Origin of the sequence: Archangium sp. Cb G35 (genome assembly GCF_001896145.1) — a bacterium.
GTDB lineage: Bacteria > Myxococcota > Myxococcia > Myxococcales > Myxococcaceae > Archangium > Archangium violaceum.
Map to the genome: position 1 here is coordinate 278,536 of NZ_MPOI01000016.1, position 17,180 is coordinate 295,715.

13 protein-coding genes are annotated in these 17,180 nt (G+C 69.8%); 4 read left to right on the forward strand and 9 right to left on the reverse strand.

Annotated features, from left to right (window positions below; all coding sequences use genetic code 11):
• Nucleotides 1-16: 16 nt before the first annotated feature.
• On the forward strand, nt 17-733 hold the full coding sequence (locus BO221_RS41755; protein WP_083682267.1) for a DNA-3-methyladenine glycosylase: 717 nt from the start codon (nt 17-19) through the stop codon (nt 731-733).
• Here the strand turns inward: BO221_RS41755 and BO221_RS41760 are convergent.
• Complete coding sequence (locus BO221_RS41760) at nt 631-1,386, reverse strand: phosphoribosyltransferase (RefSeq protein WP_073566491.1); 756 nt, start codon at nt 1,384-1,386, stop codon at nt 631-633. The genes BO221_RS41755 and BO221_RS41760 overlap by 103 nt on opposite strands.
• A 150-nt stretch (nt 1,387-1,536) precedes the next feature.
• Here BO221_RS41760 and BO221_RS41765 point away from each other — a divergent pair, with 150 nt between their 5' ends.
• The 3 genes from BO221_RS41765 (at nt 1,537) to BO221_RS41775 (ending at nt 7,267) form a co-directional block, all read left to right on the forward strand.
• Complete coding sequence (locus tag BO221_RS41765) at nt 1,537-3,954, forward strand: DEAD/DEAH box helicase (RefSeq protein ID WP_233166498.1); 2,418 nt, start codon at nt 1,537-1,539, stop codon at nt 3,952-3,954.
• 12 nt (nt 3,955-3,966) lie between these two features.
• Entirely contained in the window at nt 3,967-5,373 is a 1,407-nt protein-coding gene (locus BO221_RS41770; RefSeq protein ID WP_073566492.1) for a ribonuclease H-like domain-containing protein, read from the forward strand.
• Nucleotides 5,374-5,482: 109 nt separating this feature from the next.
• Nucleotides 5,483-7,267 (forward strand): di-heme-cytochrome C peroxidase, encoded by a 1,785-nt coding sequence (locus BO221_RS41775; protein ID WP_073566493.1) that lies wholly within the window; start codon nt 5,483-5,485, stop codon nt 7,265-7,267.
• Nucleotides 7,268-7,529: 262 nt separating this feature from the next.
• On the opposite strand, the gene hemA is transcribed toward BO221_RS41775, so the two are convergent.
• The 8 genes from hemA to BO221_RS41815 form a co-directional block, all read right to left on the reverse strand.
• On the reverse strand, nt 7,530-8,780 hold the full coding sequence (gene hemA, locus BO221_RS41780; RefSeq protein ID WP_073566494.1) for a glutamyl-tRNA reductase: 1,251 nt from the start codon (nt 8,778-8,780) through the stop codon (nt 7,530-7,532).
• A gap of 123 nt (nt 8,781-8,903) precedes the next feature.
• Nucleotides 8,904-10,406: a heme peroxidase family protein gene (locus BO221_RS41785; protein ID WP_073566495.1), complete on the reverse strand. Its 1,503-nt coding sequence runs from the start codon at nt 10,404-10,406 to the stop codon at nt 8,904-8,906.
• Nucleotides 10,407-10,713: 307 nt separating this feature from the next.
• A complete protein-coding gene (locus BO221_RS41790; RefSeq protein ID WP_073566496.1) occupies nt 10,714-12,273 on the reverse strand; it encodes a hypothetical protein in 1,560 nt (519 codons plus the stop codon).
• 104 nt (nt 12,274-12,377) lie between these two features.
• On the reverse strand, nt 12,378-13,643 hold the full coding sequence (locus BO221_RS41795) for a pyridoxal phosphate-dependent aminotransferase (protein WP_073566497.1): 1,266 nt from the start codon (nt 13,641-13,643) through the stop codon (nt 12,378-12,380).
• 66 nt (nt 13,644-13,709) lie between these two features.
• Nucleotides 13,710-14,609, reverse strand: coding sequence for an alpha/beta fold hydrolase (locus BO221_RS41800; protein WP_073566498.1), 900 nt, complete (start codon nt 14,607-14,609; stop codon nt 13,710-13,712).
• On the reverse strand, nt 14,606-15,742 hold the full coding sequence (locus BO221_RS41805; protein WP_073566499.1) for an alpha/beta fold hydrolase: 1,137 nt from the start codon (nt 15,740-15,742) through the stop codon (nt 14,606-14,608). Before BO221_RS41805 ends, BO221_RS41800 begins: the two co-directional genes overlap by 4 nt.
• A gap of 45 nt (nt 15,743-15,787) precedes the next feature.
• Nucleotides 15,788-16,267: a hypothetical protein gene (locus BO221_RS41810; RefSeq protein WP_073566500.1), complete on the reverse strand. Its 480-nt coding sequence runs from the start codon at nt 16,265-16,267 to the stop codon at nt 15,788-15,790.
• Nucleotides 16,268-16,293: 26 nt separating this feature from the next.
• Nucleotides 16,294-17,100, reverse strand: a complete 807-nt coding sequence (locus BO221_RS41815) for a hypothetical protein (protein WP_073566501.1) — start codon at nt 17,098-17,100, stop codon at nt 16,294-16,296.
• Nucleotides 17,101-17,180: the final 80 nt, after the last annotated feature.

The following is a 17,180-nucleotide window of genomic DNA, read 5'->3' on the forward strand; positions in this document are numbered from 1 at the left end:
GTGGCACGATGGGTCCATGCCCGCCGCGACCGCTCGTGCCGTTCCCACCACTGACGCCCTTCCATCCGCCGACAGTCTCCTGCCCGAGGGTTTCACGCCCGCCGCGCGCAGGATGCTGGTGAAGGCGGACCCTACGCTCGGTGCGCTAATGAAGCAGGTGGGACCCTTCAGTATGAAGGTGAATTCGATCCAGAGCCCCTTCCTGGCGCTGGCGGAGTCCATCGTCTACCAGCAACTCACGGGGAAGGCGGCGGCCACCATCTTCGGGCGCGTCTGCGAGCGCGTGGGCAAGGGGCGGCGCTTCACGCCGGAAGCGGTGCTCGCCCATCCCGTGGAGGGCCTGCGCGAGGCGGGGCTGTCCGGGGCCAAGACGGCGGCACTCCGCGACCTGGCGGCGAAGGCCTTGGAGGGCGAAGTCCCCACGCTGGCGCGGGCGAAGCGCATGAGCGATGCCGAGCTGGTGGAGCACCTCACGAAGGTGCGCGGAATCGGGCAGTGGACGGTGGAGATGCTGCTCATGTTCCGGCTGGGCCGGCCGGACGTGCTGCCGGTGGACGACTACGGCGTGCGCAAGGGCTTCATGCGCACGTATGGCCTCGACGAGATGCCTCGCCCGAAGGAACTGCTGGCCTACGGAGAGCGGTGGCGTCCGTGGCGCTCGGTGGCGAGCTGGTACATGTGGCGCGCGTTGGAGTTGGACAAGCCGGTGGGCTCCGGAGGAGGGCGGGCCTGAGGGTCCCAGGCCCGTGCCAACAACGCGCGCACCTCCGCGTCCGTGACGTCGGGATGACTCGCGTACCCGCTCGCGACGGAGACGAAGGGCTTGGGCCTGTGGCAGCAGACGAGCTCCTCGAACTCACCGTCCAGCAAGCGCAGCGCCTCCTCGGAGGCCACGGGAACGGCGGCCACCAGGGTGCGAGCTCCGGCCCGGCGTAGCAACCCCGCGGCTCGACGCAGGGCCACTCCAGCGGCCGAGCCGTCATCCACCACGACCACGGTCCTTCCCTCGAGCGAGGCCACGGGCGCACCCGGCCGCAGGGCGCGCACTCGCTGACGCAGTTGCCGCCGGGCGCTGGAGATGGCCTGCTCCAGTTCCTCGTCGGACAGATTCAACGCGTTGATCGTGGCGTCATGGAGCTGCGAGGCCGCGGGATACCCGAGCCAGCCGAGTGTCACCTCCCGCCGGGGAGGTCCCATCGCATGGAGCACCGGCTGGACGAGCGCCACATCCAACGGCGCCCCAAGCCTGCGGGCGACCTCGAGGGCCACGGGGACGCCCCCATGGGGTAACGCGAGCACGATGACGTCCTCGCGTCCGGCAAGGTGCATGAGCAGCCGGGCCAGCGTCTCCCCGGCCTCGGTCCGGTGGCAGAAAGGGGCGTTCATCTGCGCACAACGTGCGGTGCTCTCCCAGGTGCCGCAACGCGGAGAAACCGCCCACGAGTCCATGTCACGACGCTCGCCGGGACGCTCTCCGGGGAGGAATGCGCTCGTGCGTTGCCTCGCCGGGTGCACGTCTGTACAGTGCCCGGCCCCATGAAGCGAGAGAAGGATGAAGGCGCTTTCACCGGTTCCCGGCGCAAGCCCTGGACGGGTCCCCGCGGTCTGGACGCCGTGCTCCAAGGCTGGCGCGAGGACAGACAGCTCTCGCCCAGCTTCGTCCTCGACGAGGTGACGCCGGCCCGCGTGGGCTCCTACGCGCCCATCCCCGCCGAGGTGGCTCCCCAGGTGCGCGAGGCCCTCCAGCGCCGCGGCATCGAGCAGCTCTTCTCCCACCAGGCCGAGGCCTACCAACTCGCGCGCTCCGGGCGCAGCCTGGTGATCGCCACGCCCACGGCCTCGGGCAAGAGCCTCTGCTACAACCTGCCGCTGCTGGACCGCTTCGCGCGGGAGCCGGGCGCGCGCGCCCTCTACCTCTTTCCCACCAAGGCGCTCTCCCGGGACCAGGAGGAGTCGCTGCGCGTGTTCATGCGCGAGGCGGGACTGGAGCACGGCGCCATCACCTTCGACGGGGACACCCCGGGGGATGCGCGGCGCGCGGCCCGTGAGCGCAGCGGCGTGGTGCTCACCAACCCGGACATGCTGCACACCGGCATCCTCCCGCACCACGCCAACTGGGCGCGGCTCTTCTCCAACCTGCGCTACGTCGTCATCGACGAGCTGCACACGTACCGGGGCGTCTTCGGCTCGCACCTGGCCAACGTGCTGCGCCGGTTGCAGCGCGTGGCGGCCTTCCACGGCTCCTCGCCGGTGTTCGTGCTGGCCTCGGCCACCATCGGCAACCCGAAGGCCCACGCCGAGCGGATGCTGGGCCGCGAGGTGGCGCTCGTTTCCGAGAGTGGAGCGCCCGCCGGTGAGCGCCGGGTCATGGTCTACAACCCGCCAGTGGTGAACGCCGAGCTCGGCATCCGCGCCAGCTACCTCAAGAGCGCGGTGCGGCTGGTGTCGGACCTGGTGCGCGCCGAGGTGTCCACGCTGCTCTTCGGCCAGTCGCGCAACAACATCGAGGTGATGCTCAAGTACCTCCGGGACCAGTTCATCGCGGACAAGATGGACCCGAACCTCATCCAGGGCTACCGGGGCGGCTACCTGCCGGGGACGCGCCGGGCCACCGAGGCCGCCATGCGCGCCGGTGAGGTGCGCTGCGTGGTGGCCACCAATGCCCTGGAGCTGGGTATCGACATCGGCTCACTGGACGCGGTGGTGTGCGCGGGCTACCCGGGCTCGGTGGCGGCGCTGATGCAGCGCTTCGGCCGGGCGGGACGCCGGGGCGCGGGCAGCCTCGCGCTCCTCGTCACCTCCAGCGCGCCGCTGGACCAGTACCTCGCGGGGGATCCACGCTCGCTCACGGGCGCTCCGGTGGAGCACGCTCGCATCGACCCGGACAACGTGGAAATCCTCGTCCAGCACCTCAAGTGCGCCGCCTTCGAGCTGCCCTTCGAGGAGGGAGACACCTTCGGGGACGTGCCGGCCGAGTCCACGGCGGATGCGCTGGGGTACCTCGCGCAGCACGAGGTGGTGCACCCCACGCCGGGCGCCGAGGGCAAGCGGATGTTCCACTGGTCCGCGGATGCGTACCCGGCCAACCACGTGTCGCTGCGCAGCGTGGGCTGGGACAACGTGGTCATCATCGAGCTGGGCACGGACCGGACGCTGGCGGAGATGGACTTCCGCTCGGCGCACACGATGCTGCACGAGCAGGCCATCTACCAGCACGAGGCCGAGCAGTTCCAGGTGGAGCGCTTCGACTACGAGAACCACAAGGCCTACGTGCGCAAGGTGGCGCCGGACTACTTCACGGACGCGATGACGTACGTGCGCGTCAACGTCATCCAGGAGGACCAGGGCGCGGCGATGGGCCCCACGCTCCAGGCGGGCATGGGCGAGGTGAGCGTCATCGAGAAGGTGGTGGGGTACAAGAAGATCAAGTACCACACGCACGAGAACGTGGGTTACGGCGACGTGAACCTGCCCGAGATGCAGATGCACACCACGTCCCTCTGGCTCACCGTGCCGGAGACGGTGGTGCGCTCGCTGGGCGCGCCGAGGCCCGCCGTCATCGACGCGCTCCGGGGTATCGCCAGCGCGCTGCGGACGGTGGCGTGCGTGGGGTTGATGATCGACCCGAGGGACCTGGGCAAGACGCTCGGGAGCAAGGACGACGCGGACGGGCCGCCGCGCAAGGACGGAGGCGTGGGCTTCGACCCGACCATCTTCCTCTACGACAACATCCCCGGCGGGGTGGGGCTGGCCGCGCGCCTGTTCGACCAGCGCGACGAGCTGCTGCGGCGCGCCCGGCGGCTGCTCGAGTCGTGTGGCTGCGAGGACGGGTGCCCCGCGTGCATCGGTCCGGCCGCGGGCGCCATGCCCGGGAGCGCGCCGGTGGATGCCCACCCGCGCAAGCGGCTCGGTCTGGAAATCCTCTCGGCCCTTGGCGTCGTGGCCCTGCAGTAGGCGAGGTGCGCCGTGGACTTGAAACGCAAGCTGTCCCGGCTTGGCGGTATCGGTCCCGGCGGGAAGCCGGGGGCGAAGCCGTCTCCCGCACCGGAAGCCCCGGCGGCCGAGGCCGCTGCTCCTCCCCCGGTGGAGGCGCCTCCCGCGCCCGTGGAGATGCCCGCCCCGGTGGAGCCCCGGAAGGAGCCGGACCCGCGCGTGGAGGCGCTGAAGCGGATGCTCGGAGACTGGTCCGAGCGTCAGGGCGCGGCGGTGGCTCGCCGGGGTCCCACGGCGGCACCACGTCCGGGTCCTCTGCCCGTCGAGCTTCGGACGACTCCGCACGGCGTCATCCACGTCTCCGAGCGGCTGCTCCCAGCGGAGCACCACCACGGCAGCGCTCCGCTCGCGGAGGCCCTGGACGTGGAGTCCCCGCTGGTGGCGAGCCTCGCGCTGCAGCCAGGGCTGGCGGGCGTGGACTTCCAGCGGATGCTCTTCCTGGACACGGAGACGACAGGGCTCGCGGGAGGAACGGGCACCGTGCCCTTCCTGGTGGGCCTGGCGTGGTTCGAGGGCCGCTCGCTCCGGGTGCATCAGCTCTTCCTGAATCGGCTGGGCGAGGAAGCGCCGATGCTGCGGGCCCTCGCCGAGCGCATGGCCGGGTCCTCCTGCATGGTGACGTTCAACGGCAAGAGCTTCGACTGGCCGCTGCTGCGCACGCGCTTCGTGCTCAACCGCGTGAAGCCGCCCGCGGAGCTGCCGCACCTGGACCTGCTGCACTGCGCGCGCCGCGTCTTCAAGTACCGAGGCTCCGGGACGCGGCTGGTGCACCTGGAGGAGCAGGTGCTCGACTACCACCGTGTGGGGGACGTGGACGGGGCGCTGATTCCGGACCTCTACTTCCGCTTCCTGCGCGGGGCGGATGGCTCGGCGCTGACGCCGGTGCTGGAGCACAACGCGAACGACCTGTTGCTGCTGGCGGCGCTGCTGGGCGTGCTGGGGCGGCGCTTCCGGGCGAGTGGCGCCGAGGGCGAGGACCCGAGGGATCTGCTGGGCTTCGCGGGCGTGGCGCTCCGGGCGCGGGACTACGAGCGGGCCCACGCCTTCGCCCGGGCCGCCGCGGCGGGAGACACGGGCGCGGTGGGTGCCGAGGCGCTCGCGATGGCTTCCCGCCTGTCACGCCGGGTGGGGGATGACCGGACGGCGGTGGCGAACCTTCAGCGGGCGCTCGCATCGGCACGGGCGGACCAGGTGGCGCCGCTGCACCTCTCGCTGACCAAGCTGTACGAGCACGGCCTCAAGGACCTTCCGCGTGCCCTGCACCATGCGCGGCTCGCGGCGCCCGCGGAGAGCTCCGACGCACTGCGCCGCCGCATCGAGCGCCTGGAGCGCAAGCTCTCCCGGGTTTCACGTGAGTACGCGTTGGACTTCAGCAAGTGAGAGGGATTGGACGGATCCATCCTCCCCGTGGGCACTTGAACCGTACCGTGAGACTTTCAAAGTAGGGCCCGCCTGATTCTCCCCATGGGGAGACTTGGAGGGGGGCTTTATGGACAGCAGGAACGCAGGAGGGGTGTTCGTCTGGCTGGTCCTCGTGGGGATGCTGGGGGGCTGTGCTTCGGCCCCGCGCGCTTCCCCACCCATCACTTCCGGCACGGGAGGCAGCGGCCCGGTGGCTGGCCTGTCCCAGCGGGAGCGCGAGGACTTCTACCACCTGGCCCAGGGCAATGAGCATCTGTGGCTCGCCGTGCTCCGCGCGCTGCCGGGCCGGAGCACCCTGGAGGGGAAGACGGACGGGTTCCAGTCCTTCCTGGATGCGCCCGAGCGCTTCGGCCTGCTGGCGGACCCGGACAGTCCCGAGGGCTTGCCAGTAGGCGTGGCGCTCGTGCCCGCCACCGAGCGTCAGCCCGTGGCGCGCGTGGGGCTCAACTGTGCCGCCTGCCACGTGGGTGAGTTCCACTACCGCGGCGGCAAGGTGCGGGTGGATGGTGCACCGAGCCTTCTCAACATGGACGACTTCAACCTGGAGGCGGTGGAGGTGCTGTCCAGGACGCTTCTGGACCGGGCGCAGCTCCTGGCCTTCCTCCAGCGGCTGGCGGTGTCCCTGCCCGATTCAGCACATGGGGGCGCTCCGCGGAGCCTGGAGCAGGTGGGCGATGAGCAATTGCAGCGGGCCTATCCGGATACCGATCTCACGCCGGATGGAAACTCGAGTGCACGCGAGAAGCTCGAGGCCCAGGTGGAGTGGTACTGCGGCTCGCGGGAGCCGAGCCCATGCGCGCCGCCATTGCTCGAGGCGGATCCGGTGGTCCTGCGGGAGTTCGATGCGCAGCTCGACCAATACTTCCGCGAGCTGAGCCGCAAGCAGGTGCGCACCGTTCCCGATGCCATCCGGGTGCTGCGCGGACACCTGGTGTATTTCATGAGGCTCGGGGTGCTGAGGTTCGCCTCCCCGGCGGGCCCGGGCCGGGTGGATGCCTTTGGTGTGGCGCGTGGGGTACTGTTCGGACCCCAGGTGGCTGGCGTGCTGGATGCGCCGGTGAGCTACCCCTGCCTCTGGGAGTTCCAGACGAGCCCGTGGCTGCACTGGGATGGGAACACCAATTCGATCATGGAGCGCAACATCGGCCAGGCGCTCGGCATGGGGGCGGTCGTCGACCGGCGGACCTTCGAGTCCTCCGTGCTTCCGCGCAACCTGGCGGAGATGGAGCGGCTCTCGCGCAAGCTTGTCGCCCCCCGGTGGCCGGAGAACGTCTTCGGAGCGCTGGATGCCACACGCATCGAACGCGGGAGCGGGCTCTTCGCCCGGAACTGCCAGGGCTGCCATGACAAGCCGGGCGTGATTCCCCTGGAGGTGGTGGGCACGGATGGGAACCGGGCCCGGAGCTTCGCGTCGATGGTGGGAGACCTGGAGTTCCCGGCGGCGTTGCATGATCTGCTCTCGCGGGTGAAGCAGCGGGCCTATGCGCGCGAGGCGATGAACCAGGAGGAGCTCCGCCCCTTGGAACCGGGCATCGTCTATTGGCGCGCGCCGATGGGGTACGTGTCCCGGCCGATGACGGGCATCTGGGCGAGCCCGCCGTATCTGCACAACGGCTCGGTGCCCACGCTGTGGGACCTGCTCCAGCCAGTGGCGAGGCGTCCGGCGCGTTTCCCCATGGGGCAGCACGAGTACGACCCGGAGAAGGTCGGCTACGTCACGGAGGTTCCCGGCATGCCCCGTTTCATCTTCGACGTGTCGCTGCCCGGAAACGGCAACAGGGGGCACGAGTACGGGACCGGCCTGTCCGATGAAGAGAAGCGCGACCTCATCGAGTACCTGAAGTCGCGCTGAACCTGTCATCCAATACAGGGGACAATATCCCCTCTCCCCTCGGGAGAGGGTCAGGGTGAGGGTGTCCAGGCCTGTTCTTCAACCCGTGGCCCCCAAGTTGGGACACCGGGTTCAACCCGGGTTCATCCGATACCCTCACCCCGTCCCTCTCCCGGAGGGCGAGGGGAAATGGGCACGGATCAGGTCTCCTGTGGCCGCGGTCTCCCGCGGAACGCGCCCGCGGTCCTGGCTATCAAGCTGAGAGAGAGAACCGCCAGCCGCCTCAGCCCTGCAGGCCGAACAGCTCCGCGGTGACACGGGCCAGCACCACATCTTCCTGCGCGGTGCCTACCGCCCGCAGGCGCGCCGTGGGCTCGTGCAACAGCTTGTTGATGATGGCCCGCGCCATGGCCTCGACGCTCTTGCGTTGCTTCTCGGAGAGCGAATCGCCGAGCGACGACAGGGTCCGTTCCGCCTCGGCGCGGGCGATGGCGTCGGCGTGCTGGCGCAACCGGGAGAGGACGGGCACGCCATCGCGCACGGCCCGCTCGCGCATGAAGCGGGCCACTTCCTCGGAGACCAGCGTCTCCGCCTTCCGTGCCTCCTCGGCCCGGGCCGCCGCGTTCTCCAGGACGAAGCGCTGGATGTCGTCCACGTCCAGCACACGCACGCGCTTCATCGAGCCCACCTCGGGCGCGATGTCGCGCGGCACGGCCAGGTCCACCATGACGAGGGGCCGCTGACGCGTCTCGAGCACTGGCCCCACGTTCTCCCGGGTGAAGAGCGGCACCGGTGAGGACGTACCGCTCACCACCACGTCCGCGGAGGCGAGCAGGGTGAACAACTCCTCGAGGGGACGCGCGGTACCACCCACCTCGGCGGCCAGTGCCTCGGCGCGCGCGAGCGTGCGGTTGACCACCACCAGGCGGCCCACTCCCGCCCGCCGGAGGTGCCGCGCGGCCAGCGCCGACATCTCGCCCGCGCCCACCACCAGCACCGTCCGTTCCCCGAGCCCATCCCAGGCCTTGCTGGCGAGCGCCACGGCCGCGCTGGCCATGGACGTGGCCGCCATGCCGATGGCCGTCTCCGTGCGCACCCGCTTGGCGCACCGGAAGGCCGCCGCGAACATGCGCGACAGCTCGCCGTGCACCGTGCCCGCGGCCTGGCTGTGCTCCAGGGCGTCCTTCACCTGGCCCAGCACCTGCGTCTCGCCCAGCACCATGGAGTCCAGGCTGGAGGCCACCCGGAAGAGGTGCGTGAGCGCGGCCTCGCCCTGGTGCTCGTAGAGATGATCGAGCACCTCCGGGCCTCCCAGCCGGCGCAGCTCCTCCCGGGCCTGCTGGCGGGCCCGGGCCACGTCCGGCGAGGCCAGGTACAGCTCCACCCGGTTGCAGGTGGAGATGAGCAGGGCCTCGGCCGGGACCTGCCCGAGCCGCCGCAGCAGCTCCACCTGCTGGTCCCCGGGCAGTGCCAGCCGCTCGCGGACCGTCAGCGGCGCCGTCCGGTAGGACAGCCCGATGCACAGCAACTCCACCGTCTTCGACGTCCTCGACGAGGAATGGCTTGGCTCGCGTACGTTCATGGTCCGTATTGCTCCGGGTGGATGCTGAAGAAAAAGAGGGGGCCCTCACCTGAATGAGGGCCCCCGTTCAGGGTGTTACGTCGTCGGGGCTGGCGTCGGCGCGGGCGCGGGCGCGGGGGCCGGCACGGGCACCACCGGGAATCCAGCGAACTTCAGCAGGTCCGCAATGAGGAACTTGCCCTCGGAGTTGGCGAGCTCCGGCTTCCAGTTCGGGTTGGCGTTGAGGAACGAGAACCGGTCGCCCCGGAGCACACCGACGAAGACCTCTGCCACGATGCGTGCGCCCACCGCCCCGAGCCGTGCGCCCTTGTTGCCCTCCTCCACCTCCGACTCCTTGAGGATGTAGTACCAGGGCGGAGTGGAGGTCTCGAACCCGACACCGAGATCCTTCAACTCATCGAACCTCCGGGGCTTGATGCCCAGGCGCTTCGCCATGGCCTGACCCGAGGGGAGCCGGAGGGCCAGGCTCCGCAGCAGGTTGCGCTGCGCGAGCGACTGGGGATTGGTGATCGTCGCCAGGTTGGCTCCCCCCACCTGCCCAGGCGCCCCGGAGAGCAGGGTGAAGAGCCGGGTCGACAGCCGGGAGTCGATGAGCTTGCTGATGTTGCGCCTGGCGGGGTCGCCTCCGAGTCCCTCGAAGAATCGCGACCAGTCCACGAACCGCCGGGTGGCACGCTTGCCCCCGCGCAGATCGTTCGGGTCCGCCGCGGTCGGATCCAGGGTATCGTCGAAGATGGGCGCGCCGAAGCCGGCGTTGTTGACCCCGTAGGCGGGACGCACCTGGCTGTGCCCGAAGCGGTAGGCGGCGACCGAGAACTCCACCGGGATGAAGGGCTCGTTCCTCCACCGGAAGATCCGCTCCCGCGGGCGGTCGTCCAGCACGTCATCCAACACCTGCTGCCCGACGATCTTCGGGAGGAAGTCATGGAGGATGATCCACTGGTAGTGCCAGCGCACCATCCGCTGGGCCTTCTCGAAGACCTGCGGGTCGTTGGGGTTCTTCTTGCGCAGGTGATCGACGACGGCGTTGTGGAACTTGAGGATGGCCACGTGGAACTGCGAGACGATGGTGTTCTCGTCGTTGCGCGGATCCGCGATGAGCGCGGTGTTCTGGCTGTTGCGCGGCATGTCATCGTTGGAGTCGGGGCCGCCGAGCTTCTCGATGAGGAACTTCGCCGGATCATTGATGTCGTAGAGGTGGCGTGAGACCCGCGGGCCGGAGCCATACACGTTGTCCAACTCGAACGCCGGCGTGCGGAAGTTCTCGATGGCCTCCGGGTCGTTCTGCCGCTCCAGGATGGAAGTCGGATCGAACGTCAGATCGTGGTCGACGAACTGCCCGAAGAACGTGAAACCCGCGAGGATGGGCGGATTGTCGGGGTTGGTGGTGCTGCCCGGGACGTCTTTCGCGTCCATCAATCCGCCGAGCTCGCCGAGCTTGAAGAGCGCCTTGCGGACCTTGTCGTTGTCGGGGGCGAAGACCGGCAGGCCCGGAAAGAGCCGGCCGAAGCGGCCGCGGTCGTGAAATTGCGACTCGGGAGGGTTGTGGCCGCGAACTTGGGTTTCACCGTGCAACATCGTGGTTGCTCCTGACGACAGGACGCTGTGCACTGCTCAGGAGGCAACGTGAGGGCGTCCCGGTCATTGAGGTTCCGCCTCCTGCTGCGGGGATAGAGAAAATGGGGGGTCGATGTGACGGGCCGTGCGGGAGTTCTTGGCCCGGGGTGCCTCCCTGCGCTTGCCCGCCTGCTCAGCGAGCACTCCAGCAGTGGAGGAGGGAGCCCGCCGGGCACTCGCTTCCCGAACTTGTCCAACTGTTGGACAAGTTCAGCGGAACCGGGCCCGGCGGGTGCCTCGGGGTCTTCAGGGGAGGAACAGGGGCCGCTCAGGCGATGGCGGTCTGGGGCTGGGACTCGAGGCCCTGGAGGACCGAGTCCACCTGTTGGCGGGAGAGGGCCTCGTAGAGTTCCGCGCGGAGCTCTTCCTGGCGGTCATCGAGGCGGCGCTGGGAGTGCAGCCAGTCGAGCCGGGCCAGGAGGGCGGCGGCGCGTCCCAGGGGGCTGCGCGCGGCCTCGTCGCGGATGGCGAGGATGCGGGAGATGTTCTCTGGCTGGAAGGGGCCGTGGAAGCCCGTCTGCGAGTCCATGTACCGCAGGATTTGAGCGCCGCCGATGCCCACGCCGTCCACGCCGGTGTAGACGGCCAGGGGGATGTGGGGGAAGCGGAAGCCCGCGGAGAAGTAGGTGCGCAGCCCGCGTTCGTGGGCGCGGTGGACGAGCTCGAGCGCCTCGGCGTGGGTGAGCTGCTCCATCACCGGGAGGCTGGGGTAGGTGTCAGCGGCGCCGTCCCAGGTGACCTTGTCGAAGCCGCCCGCCTTGACGAGCTCGATGCCCAGCAGGCCGATCTCCTTGCGGTCCACCACGATGCGCGAGCCTCCATCGCGGTCATCCACCAGGGGCGTGTTGAGGTTGATGGCGGCGGACAGGAGCTGGGTGCGCGAGTCACGCAGGATGTTGCTGCGCAGGCAGCGCATGAACTCGATGATCTGCGAGGCCGTCATGCGATCCATGGCGACCTTGCACTCGGCCACGCCCATCTGGAACATGGCGGTGCAGGTGCCGGACATGGTCTGCACGGTCTTCCATAGGTCCAGGTGGAACTTGCCGCTGTCGAACATGGGCCGGCCGATGAAGCTGGTCACCGGCGCGCGGCCCGCCACGTGCAGCCGCACCTTGGCCACGTTGAGGATGCGGGGAATGCGGTAGGACTCCACGGACTCGCGGCCCTGGTGACCGCGCTCCAGGTGCTCCACGTGGACGAGCACGCCGCGCATCCAGTCCTCGCGGGTGGTGGTGCCGGCGAGGTGGCCCTCGCCCGGATCGGTGACGGACATGTACGTCTGCGTGTCGCCGAAGCCGGGGATGGGCAGGGGCTTGTAGGGCAACTGCAGGCGGGCCCCGTTGGCGAGCGCCTCGTGGGCCATGTGGACGGCCAGCTTCTCGCGGCGGGTGGGCTTGCGGCGCTCGCGGCGCAGGTCGTCGATGAGGAGGGAGACTTCCTCGAGCTGGGTGGGGTGCTGCGCGTCGGTGCGGGACCCATCGGCGTCCTCGACCGCCACATCGCCCAGCCACTGCTCCGAGGCATCCATCACCGCGTCGTACATCTCCAGGAGGCTGGCGTCGGGCATCCGCCGGAGCAGGACGCGCATGGACTCGGCGAAGTCGCGGAGCTGGCCGTGGTCGGCGACGAGCTTCTCCAACTCCACTTCCACCTGGGCCATGAGCTCCTGGAGCGTCTGGGGCCGGAAGACGGAGATGGGCTCGCGCTTGCGGAACTTGCCCGTGCTGGTGCGGATGGCCTGCGTCCTCATCCCGTCGATCAACGACACCATCTGTCCAAGGATCAGTCGGCGAGCCTCATCCTCGTTCCACCTCATCATGCTCATACGGATGCTCCAGACATTGGGAGTGATGGGTGGCTGGCGCACGGTGTGTGCACTTCAGTCCACCCATCTTGTATGGAGTTTCCGTGGAGGGATTTGTGAGGGAATCAGCTGCTGGTGTGGCGGAGGACCAGGGCCTCCAGGCGGCTCAGGGCCTTGTCCAGCACCTCCATGGAGGGGCCGAAGGACAGGCGCACGTAGCTGCGGAAGCGCGAGGGGCGGGCGCGCCGCTTGCCGGGGTTCACGTCGAAGAATTCCCCGGGCACGGTGATGATCTTCTCGTCCAACGCGGCGCGGAAGAAGCCCATGCCATCATTGAGAGGCGCGGGCAGTCCGGCCACGTTGCCCCAGACGTAGAAGGTGCCATCCGGCGGGCGGTCCGTACGGATGCCCAGCCGCTCCAGGCGCGAGTGGAAGCGGTCGCGCTTCTCGCGGAAGTGCTGGTGGATGGCGAGCGTCTCCTTCACCACCAACTGCTCGTCCAGCAGGGGAATGGCCGCGCGCTGGAGGGGCCGGCTGCCACCACCGTCGAGGAAGCTGCCCGCGCTGGAGACGGCGTCGATGACCTGGCGCGGACCCAGGGTCCACGTCATGCGCCAGCCCGGGTAGCGCCAGTTCTTGGTGAAGCCGTCGAAGAGGACGACGGGGTCCTTGTTGACGTCCTCCACGTAGCGGGCGGCGCTCTCCAGGGGAAGCTGTCCGGGGCGGCCCGTCCAGAGGTAGTGCGAGTAGAACTCGTCGATGAGCAGGGTGCACTCCTGCTCGCGGGCGACGCCCACCCAGCGCGCCAGCTCCTCGCCCTGCACCAGCTTGCCGGTGGGGTTGCAGGGGTTGGAGAAGAGCAGGGCGGAGAGGCCACGGCCCTGGATCTCCCGGCGCAGATCTTCATGGGTGAAGGCATAGCCGCGCTCGCCCTCGAGGAGGATGGGGATGGAGGTGAAGGCCTTGAAGACGTCCAGCAGCTCCTCGTAGGCGGTGTAGTCCGGGAGGAAGTGGCCGAGGTTGACGGTGCCGAGGCTGGCCGCCGCGCGGGTGAGGGCGGCCCGGCCGCCGCCGGAGAGGGAGACGTTCTCGGCGGAGTACTGGCTGGGGAGGCCGCGCCGGTAGAGCCGGTTGTAGAGGGAGGCGATGGCCTCGCGCACTTCCCAGAGGCCGGCCACGGGGGCGTACTCCAGGTCGTTCACGTCCACGGTGACGCTGCCGATGCGGGGCGGGGCGCCGGGCAGCTCACCCGTCTCGGGCTGACCCTGGCCGAGGTTGCACCAGTCGGGGTCTCCGCCACGGTAGCCGCGGCGCGTGGCCTCGGTGGTGACGTAGATGACGCCCGTGCGCGGCACGGTGCGGAACGCGGGCAGGGAAGTGTCGTCGCTCACGCCCGGGACGCTAGCGGAGAACGCGTCCCGGCTCACGGGAGAAGCGGAGCCGGGGCCCCGCTCCCGTCAGGTCCTCACCAGCGTGGTGAGGATGTCCTTCCAGTTCGAGTAGAGGGAGAAGTGTCCTCCGCCCGGCAGGAAGTGGGGCACGGTGTGGGGGATGCGCGCGTGCAGGTAGCGCCCCATCTGCAGCGGCACGATGGAGTCTCCCTCCCAGTACCAGAGGTGCACCGGGATGCGGATGTCCTCCAGCGGGAAGCCCCACGGCGAGGTGAGCAGCCGGGCCTCTTGAATCATCCCCTGCACGCCCTGGCGCGAGGCCTCGAAGCGGAAGCCCTTCACCTGTTGGGAGATGGCGGGGTCCGACAGCACGGCCCGGTCATCCGCCGAGCACTCCTTCATCAGCGCGACCAGGGCGGAGTCGGGCCTGCGGCGGACGCTCCGGTCGTGCAGGCGCATCACCGGATCCAGCAGCCAGCCCGGCCACATGGCCATGCTGTAGGCCGCGCGGTAGTCCCGGTTGACGCCCGCCATGGCATCGCTGCGGTTGAAGGGCGCCGAGCCGGAGACGATGGCCGCGCCCAACAGCCGCTCGCCCAGGCGGTACGCGCAGGCCGCCACGTAGGGGCCTCCCGCGGACACGCCCATCACCGCGAAGCGGCCCAGCCCCAGCTCGTTGGCCAGTTGCTCGATGTCCGCCGGCATGTCCAGCAGCGTGCGGCCCTTCTTGAAGTCCGAGTGCCCGTAGCCCGGACGGTCCGGGGTGATGAGCCGGATGCCCAGGCTGGCGGTGAGCTCGTCATCCGGGTGCCGCATGAAACGCGAGCCCGGGTTGCCGTGCATGAAGATGACCGGCGTGCCCTCCATGTTCCCGGACTCGACGTAGGCCAGCCTGCGCCCGTCGCGCAGCCGCACCGCGCCCTCTCGCGACCGCACATGGATCTCTCGCACCTGTGCTTCGTTCATTCCCCTCCCTCCATGGGCCGCGAGCGCTGACTCATCCAGCCGTCGATGCGCGGCCACACCTTCACCGGCGACTTGCTGGAGGCCGACAGGCCGATGTGGCCCACCGGGAAGTGCATCGTCTCGCAGTCCTTCGTGCCCACCAGGCCTGGCAGCGGCTCGCTCATGGCCGGCGGGGCGATGTTGTCGTGCTCCGCGATGATGTTGAGCACGGGGCAGTAGATGCGGCTCAGGTCCACCCGCTCGCCGCCCACCTCCATGCGGTTCTGGCAGAAGAGGTTCTGCTGGTAGCAGTCGCGCATGTACTGCCGGTACACCTCGCCCGGGAAGGGCACGGCGTCGGAGCCCCAACGCTCCAGCGCGAGGAAGGTGGTGACGAAGGCCGGGTCGTCGATCTGCCGGCACAGGTCGAGCCACTTGGTGATGCGCTGGACGGGGCCGGCCATGAAGAAGCCGCTCTCCAGCACGTAGGTGGGCACGTTGCCGTAGGCGTCCACCAGCGAGTCCACGTCGAAGTGCTGTGGCTGCGTCCACAGCGAGTAGACGCCGCCCTTGCTGAAGTCCACCGGGGTGGCCTGCACCACCAGGTTGCGCACGCCCTCGGGGTAGAGCGCGGTATAGGCGAGCGCCATGGTGCCGCCCATGCAGTAGCCGTAGAGCGTCACGTCGTCGCTGCCGCTCACTCGCTGCGTCCAGCGCACGGCGGTGCGGATGTGGCCGCCGAGCAGCTCGCTCCAGGAGAGGTGCTGCTCCTCCTGCCCGGCGATACCCCAGTCGATGGCGTAGACGTCATAGCCCTGGCGGGTGAGGTACTCGATGAGGCTGCGGCCGGGCAGGAAGTCGAGGATGTACCAGCGGTTGATGAGCGAGTAGACGAAGAGGATGGGCGTGCGGTAGCGGCGCCGGGTCGAGGCGTAGCGCAACAGGCGCATGCTGCCGCGCGTGTACACCACCGAGTGCGGCGTGGGGCTGATGGGCGGCTCGCGGACCCCGGCGGCCTTCTCGAAAATGGGCTTGAGGTACGGGTACGGATTGATGGAGCGGTCCTGCAGGGCCTGCGCGAGCGAACGCGAGACGTCCACCTGCGACGAGACGAACGAGCGGATCCGCTGGAAGGCTTGGGCGGGCCGATTCACGGGAGGGCTCCAGGGAGAAGAAGGCGGGCGGCCATGGCGGGTGTCCTACCGGGCCTGGCCGGACCGGCGGCGGCGGGGAACGGGCTCGGGCTCGGGCGGCGGGGTGAGGGTGGGGGAGACGGTGTTGGTGGTGGAGGCACTGGCGGCCGGAGGCTGCTCCTGGCGCTCCAGCAGCTCCACGACGTGCTCGAGCTGCGAGCCGAGGGCTTCGACCTGGTCCCCCATGCGGCGCAGTTGATCTCGCAGGGAGTCCACCTCGGAGGAGGTGGGCACACGCAGCGAGTGCAGCGTCTTCTCCATGAGTGAAGTGCGGCGGATCTGCAGGGTGAAGCCGCGGCGCATGAGCCCGCCGCTGACGCGCAGGAAGGTGGGGCTCTCGGCGAGGCGGGCGGCCACCTGGGTGAGACCCCGCTCGGCCTTGGTGAAGACCTTGCCCGAGCGGGTTTCCGGGCTGGTGAGCTGCCCGACCTTCTTGAGGGCGCGGGCGAGCAGGCCAGGGGCGGGGCGGGAATCGGGGGCGGTCATGCCGCCCAGTCTACCTCGGGCGCGGCTCAGCGGACGATGGGGACCGTCACCGGCGCCTTGCCGTCGATCTCCACCTCCACCTTGCCCACCCGCCACAGCACCTCGCTGAAGTCCACCTGTACCCGGTGTCCCCGGGCCGTCTCGATGAGGGCCTGGCCCTTCTTGGGCAGGAACTCGCCCACCTCGTACTCCAGGGCGGTGAAGGTGACGCGGTCCGTGCCCAGCGGCCCGGAGACCTCGCCCGGCCCGTCGAACACGAGCGAGGTACCGCCGAAGAGGGGGGCACCCTCGCGAATGCCCACCCGCCCGTCCACGCGGTAGGTGTTGCCGGGCCGGCCCGGCAGAGCGCCCGCGGCCGTGGTCCAGAAGCGCGTCTCGTCGCCGCAGGTGCCGTAGCCCACCGTGGCCTGGAGCACCTTGCCGTCCACCGTCAGCCCGTTGAGGTCGGCGGTGAGGTCCATCCGGTCCTCTCCACCGTGGTAGACGAAGGCGCTCCGTCCCGACACGGTGTGCCCGTTCACCGAGCAGCCGCCCTCCGCGAAGGAGAGCACCACCGCGTCCGTGGACTCGTCCCGGGCCTCGGCGGAGGCGGTGACACAGGCCACCTTGGCGTGGATGCCATCGGCGGCCTGGCCCACGAAGGTGCGCCGCGGCTCGCCGCAGGTGTAGACGGGGAGGAGTCCGAGCAGCTCGAGCGCGAGGCGGGCCTGGTTGGCCGCGTGGATGGTGAGGTCCACCCGCGTCTTCGCGTCGTCGATCTCCTCCTGGGTCGGCGGCTCCCGGCCGCAAGCGGTGGCGAGGACGAGGAGGGCGAGGCAGGCGCGGATTCTCATGAGGGGGCATTCTCCTCCGAGGGGGGCTCCGTCGCGCAAGCCCCGCTGTACCCGCGGGCCCGGGAGGCGGCATGCTCCCC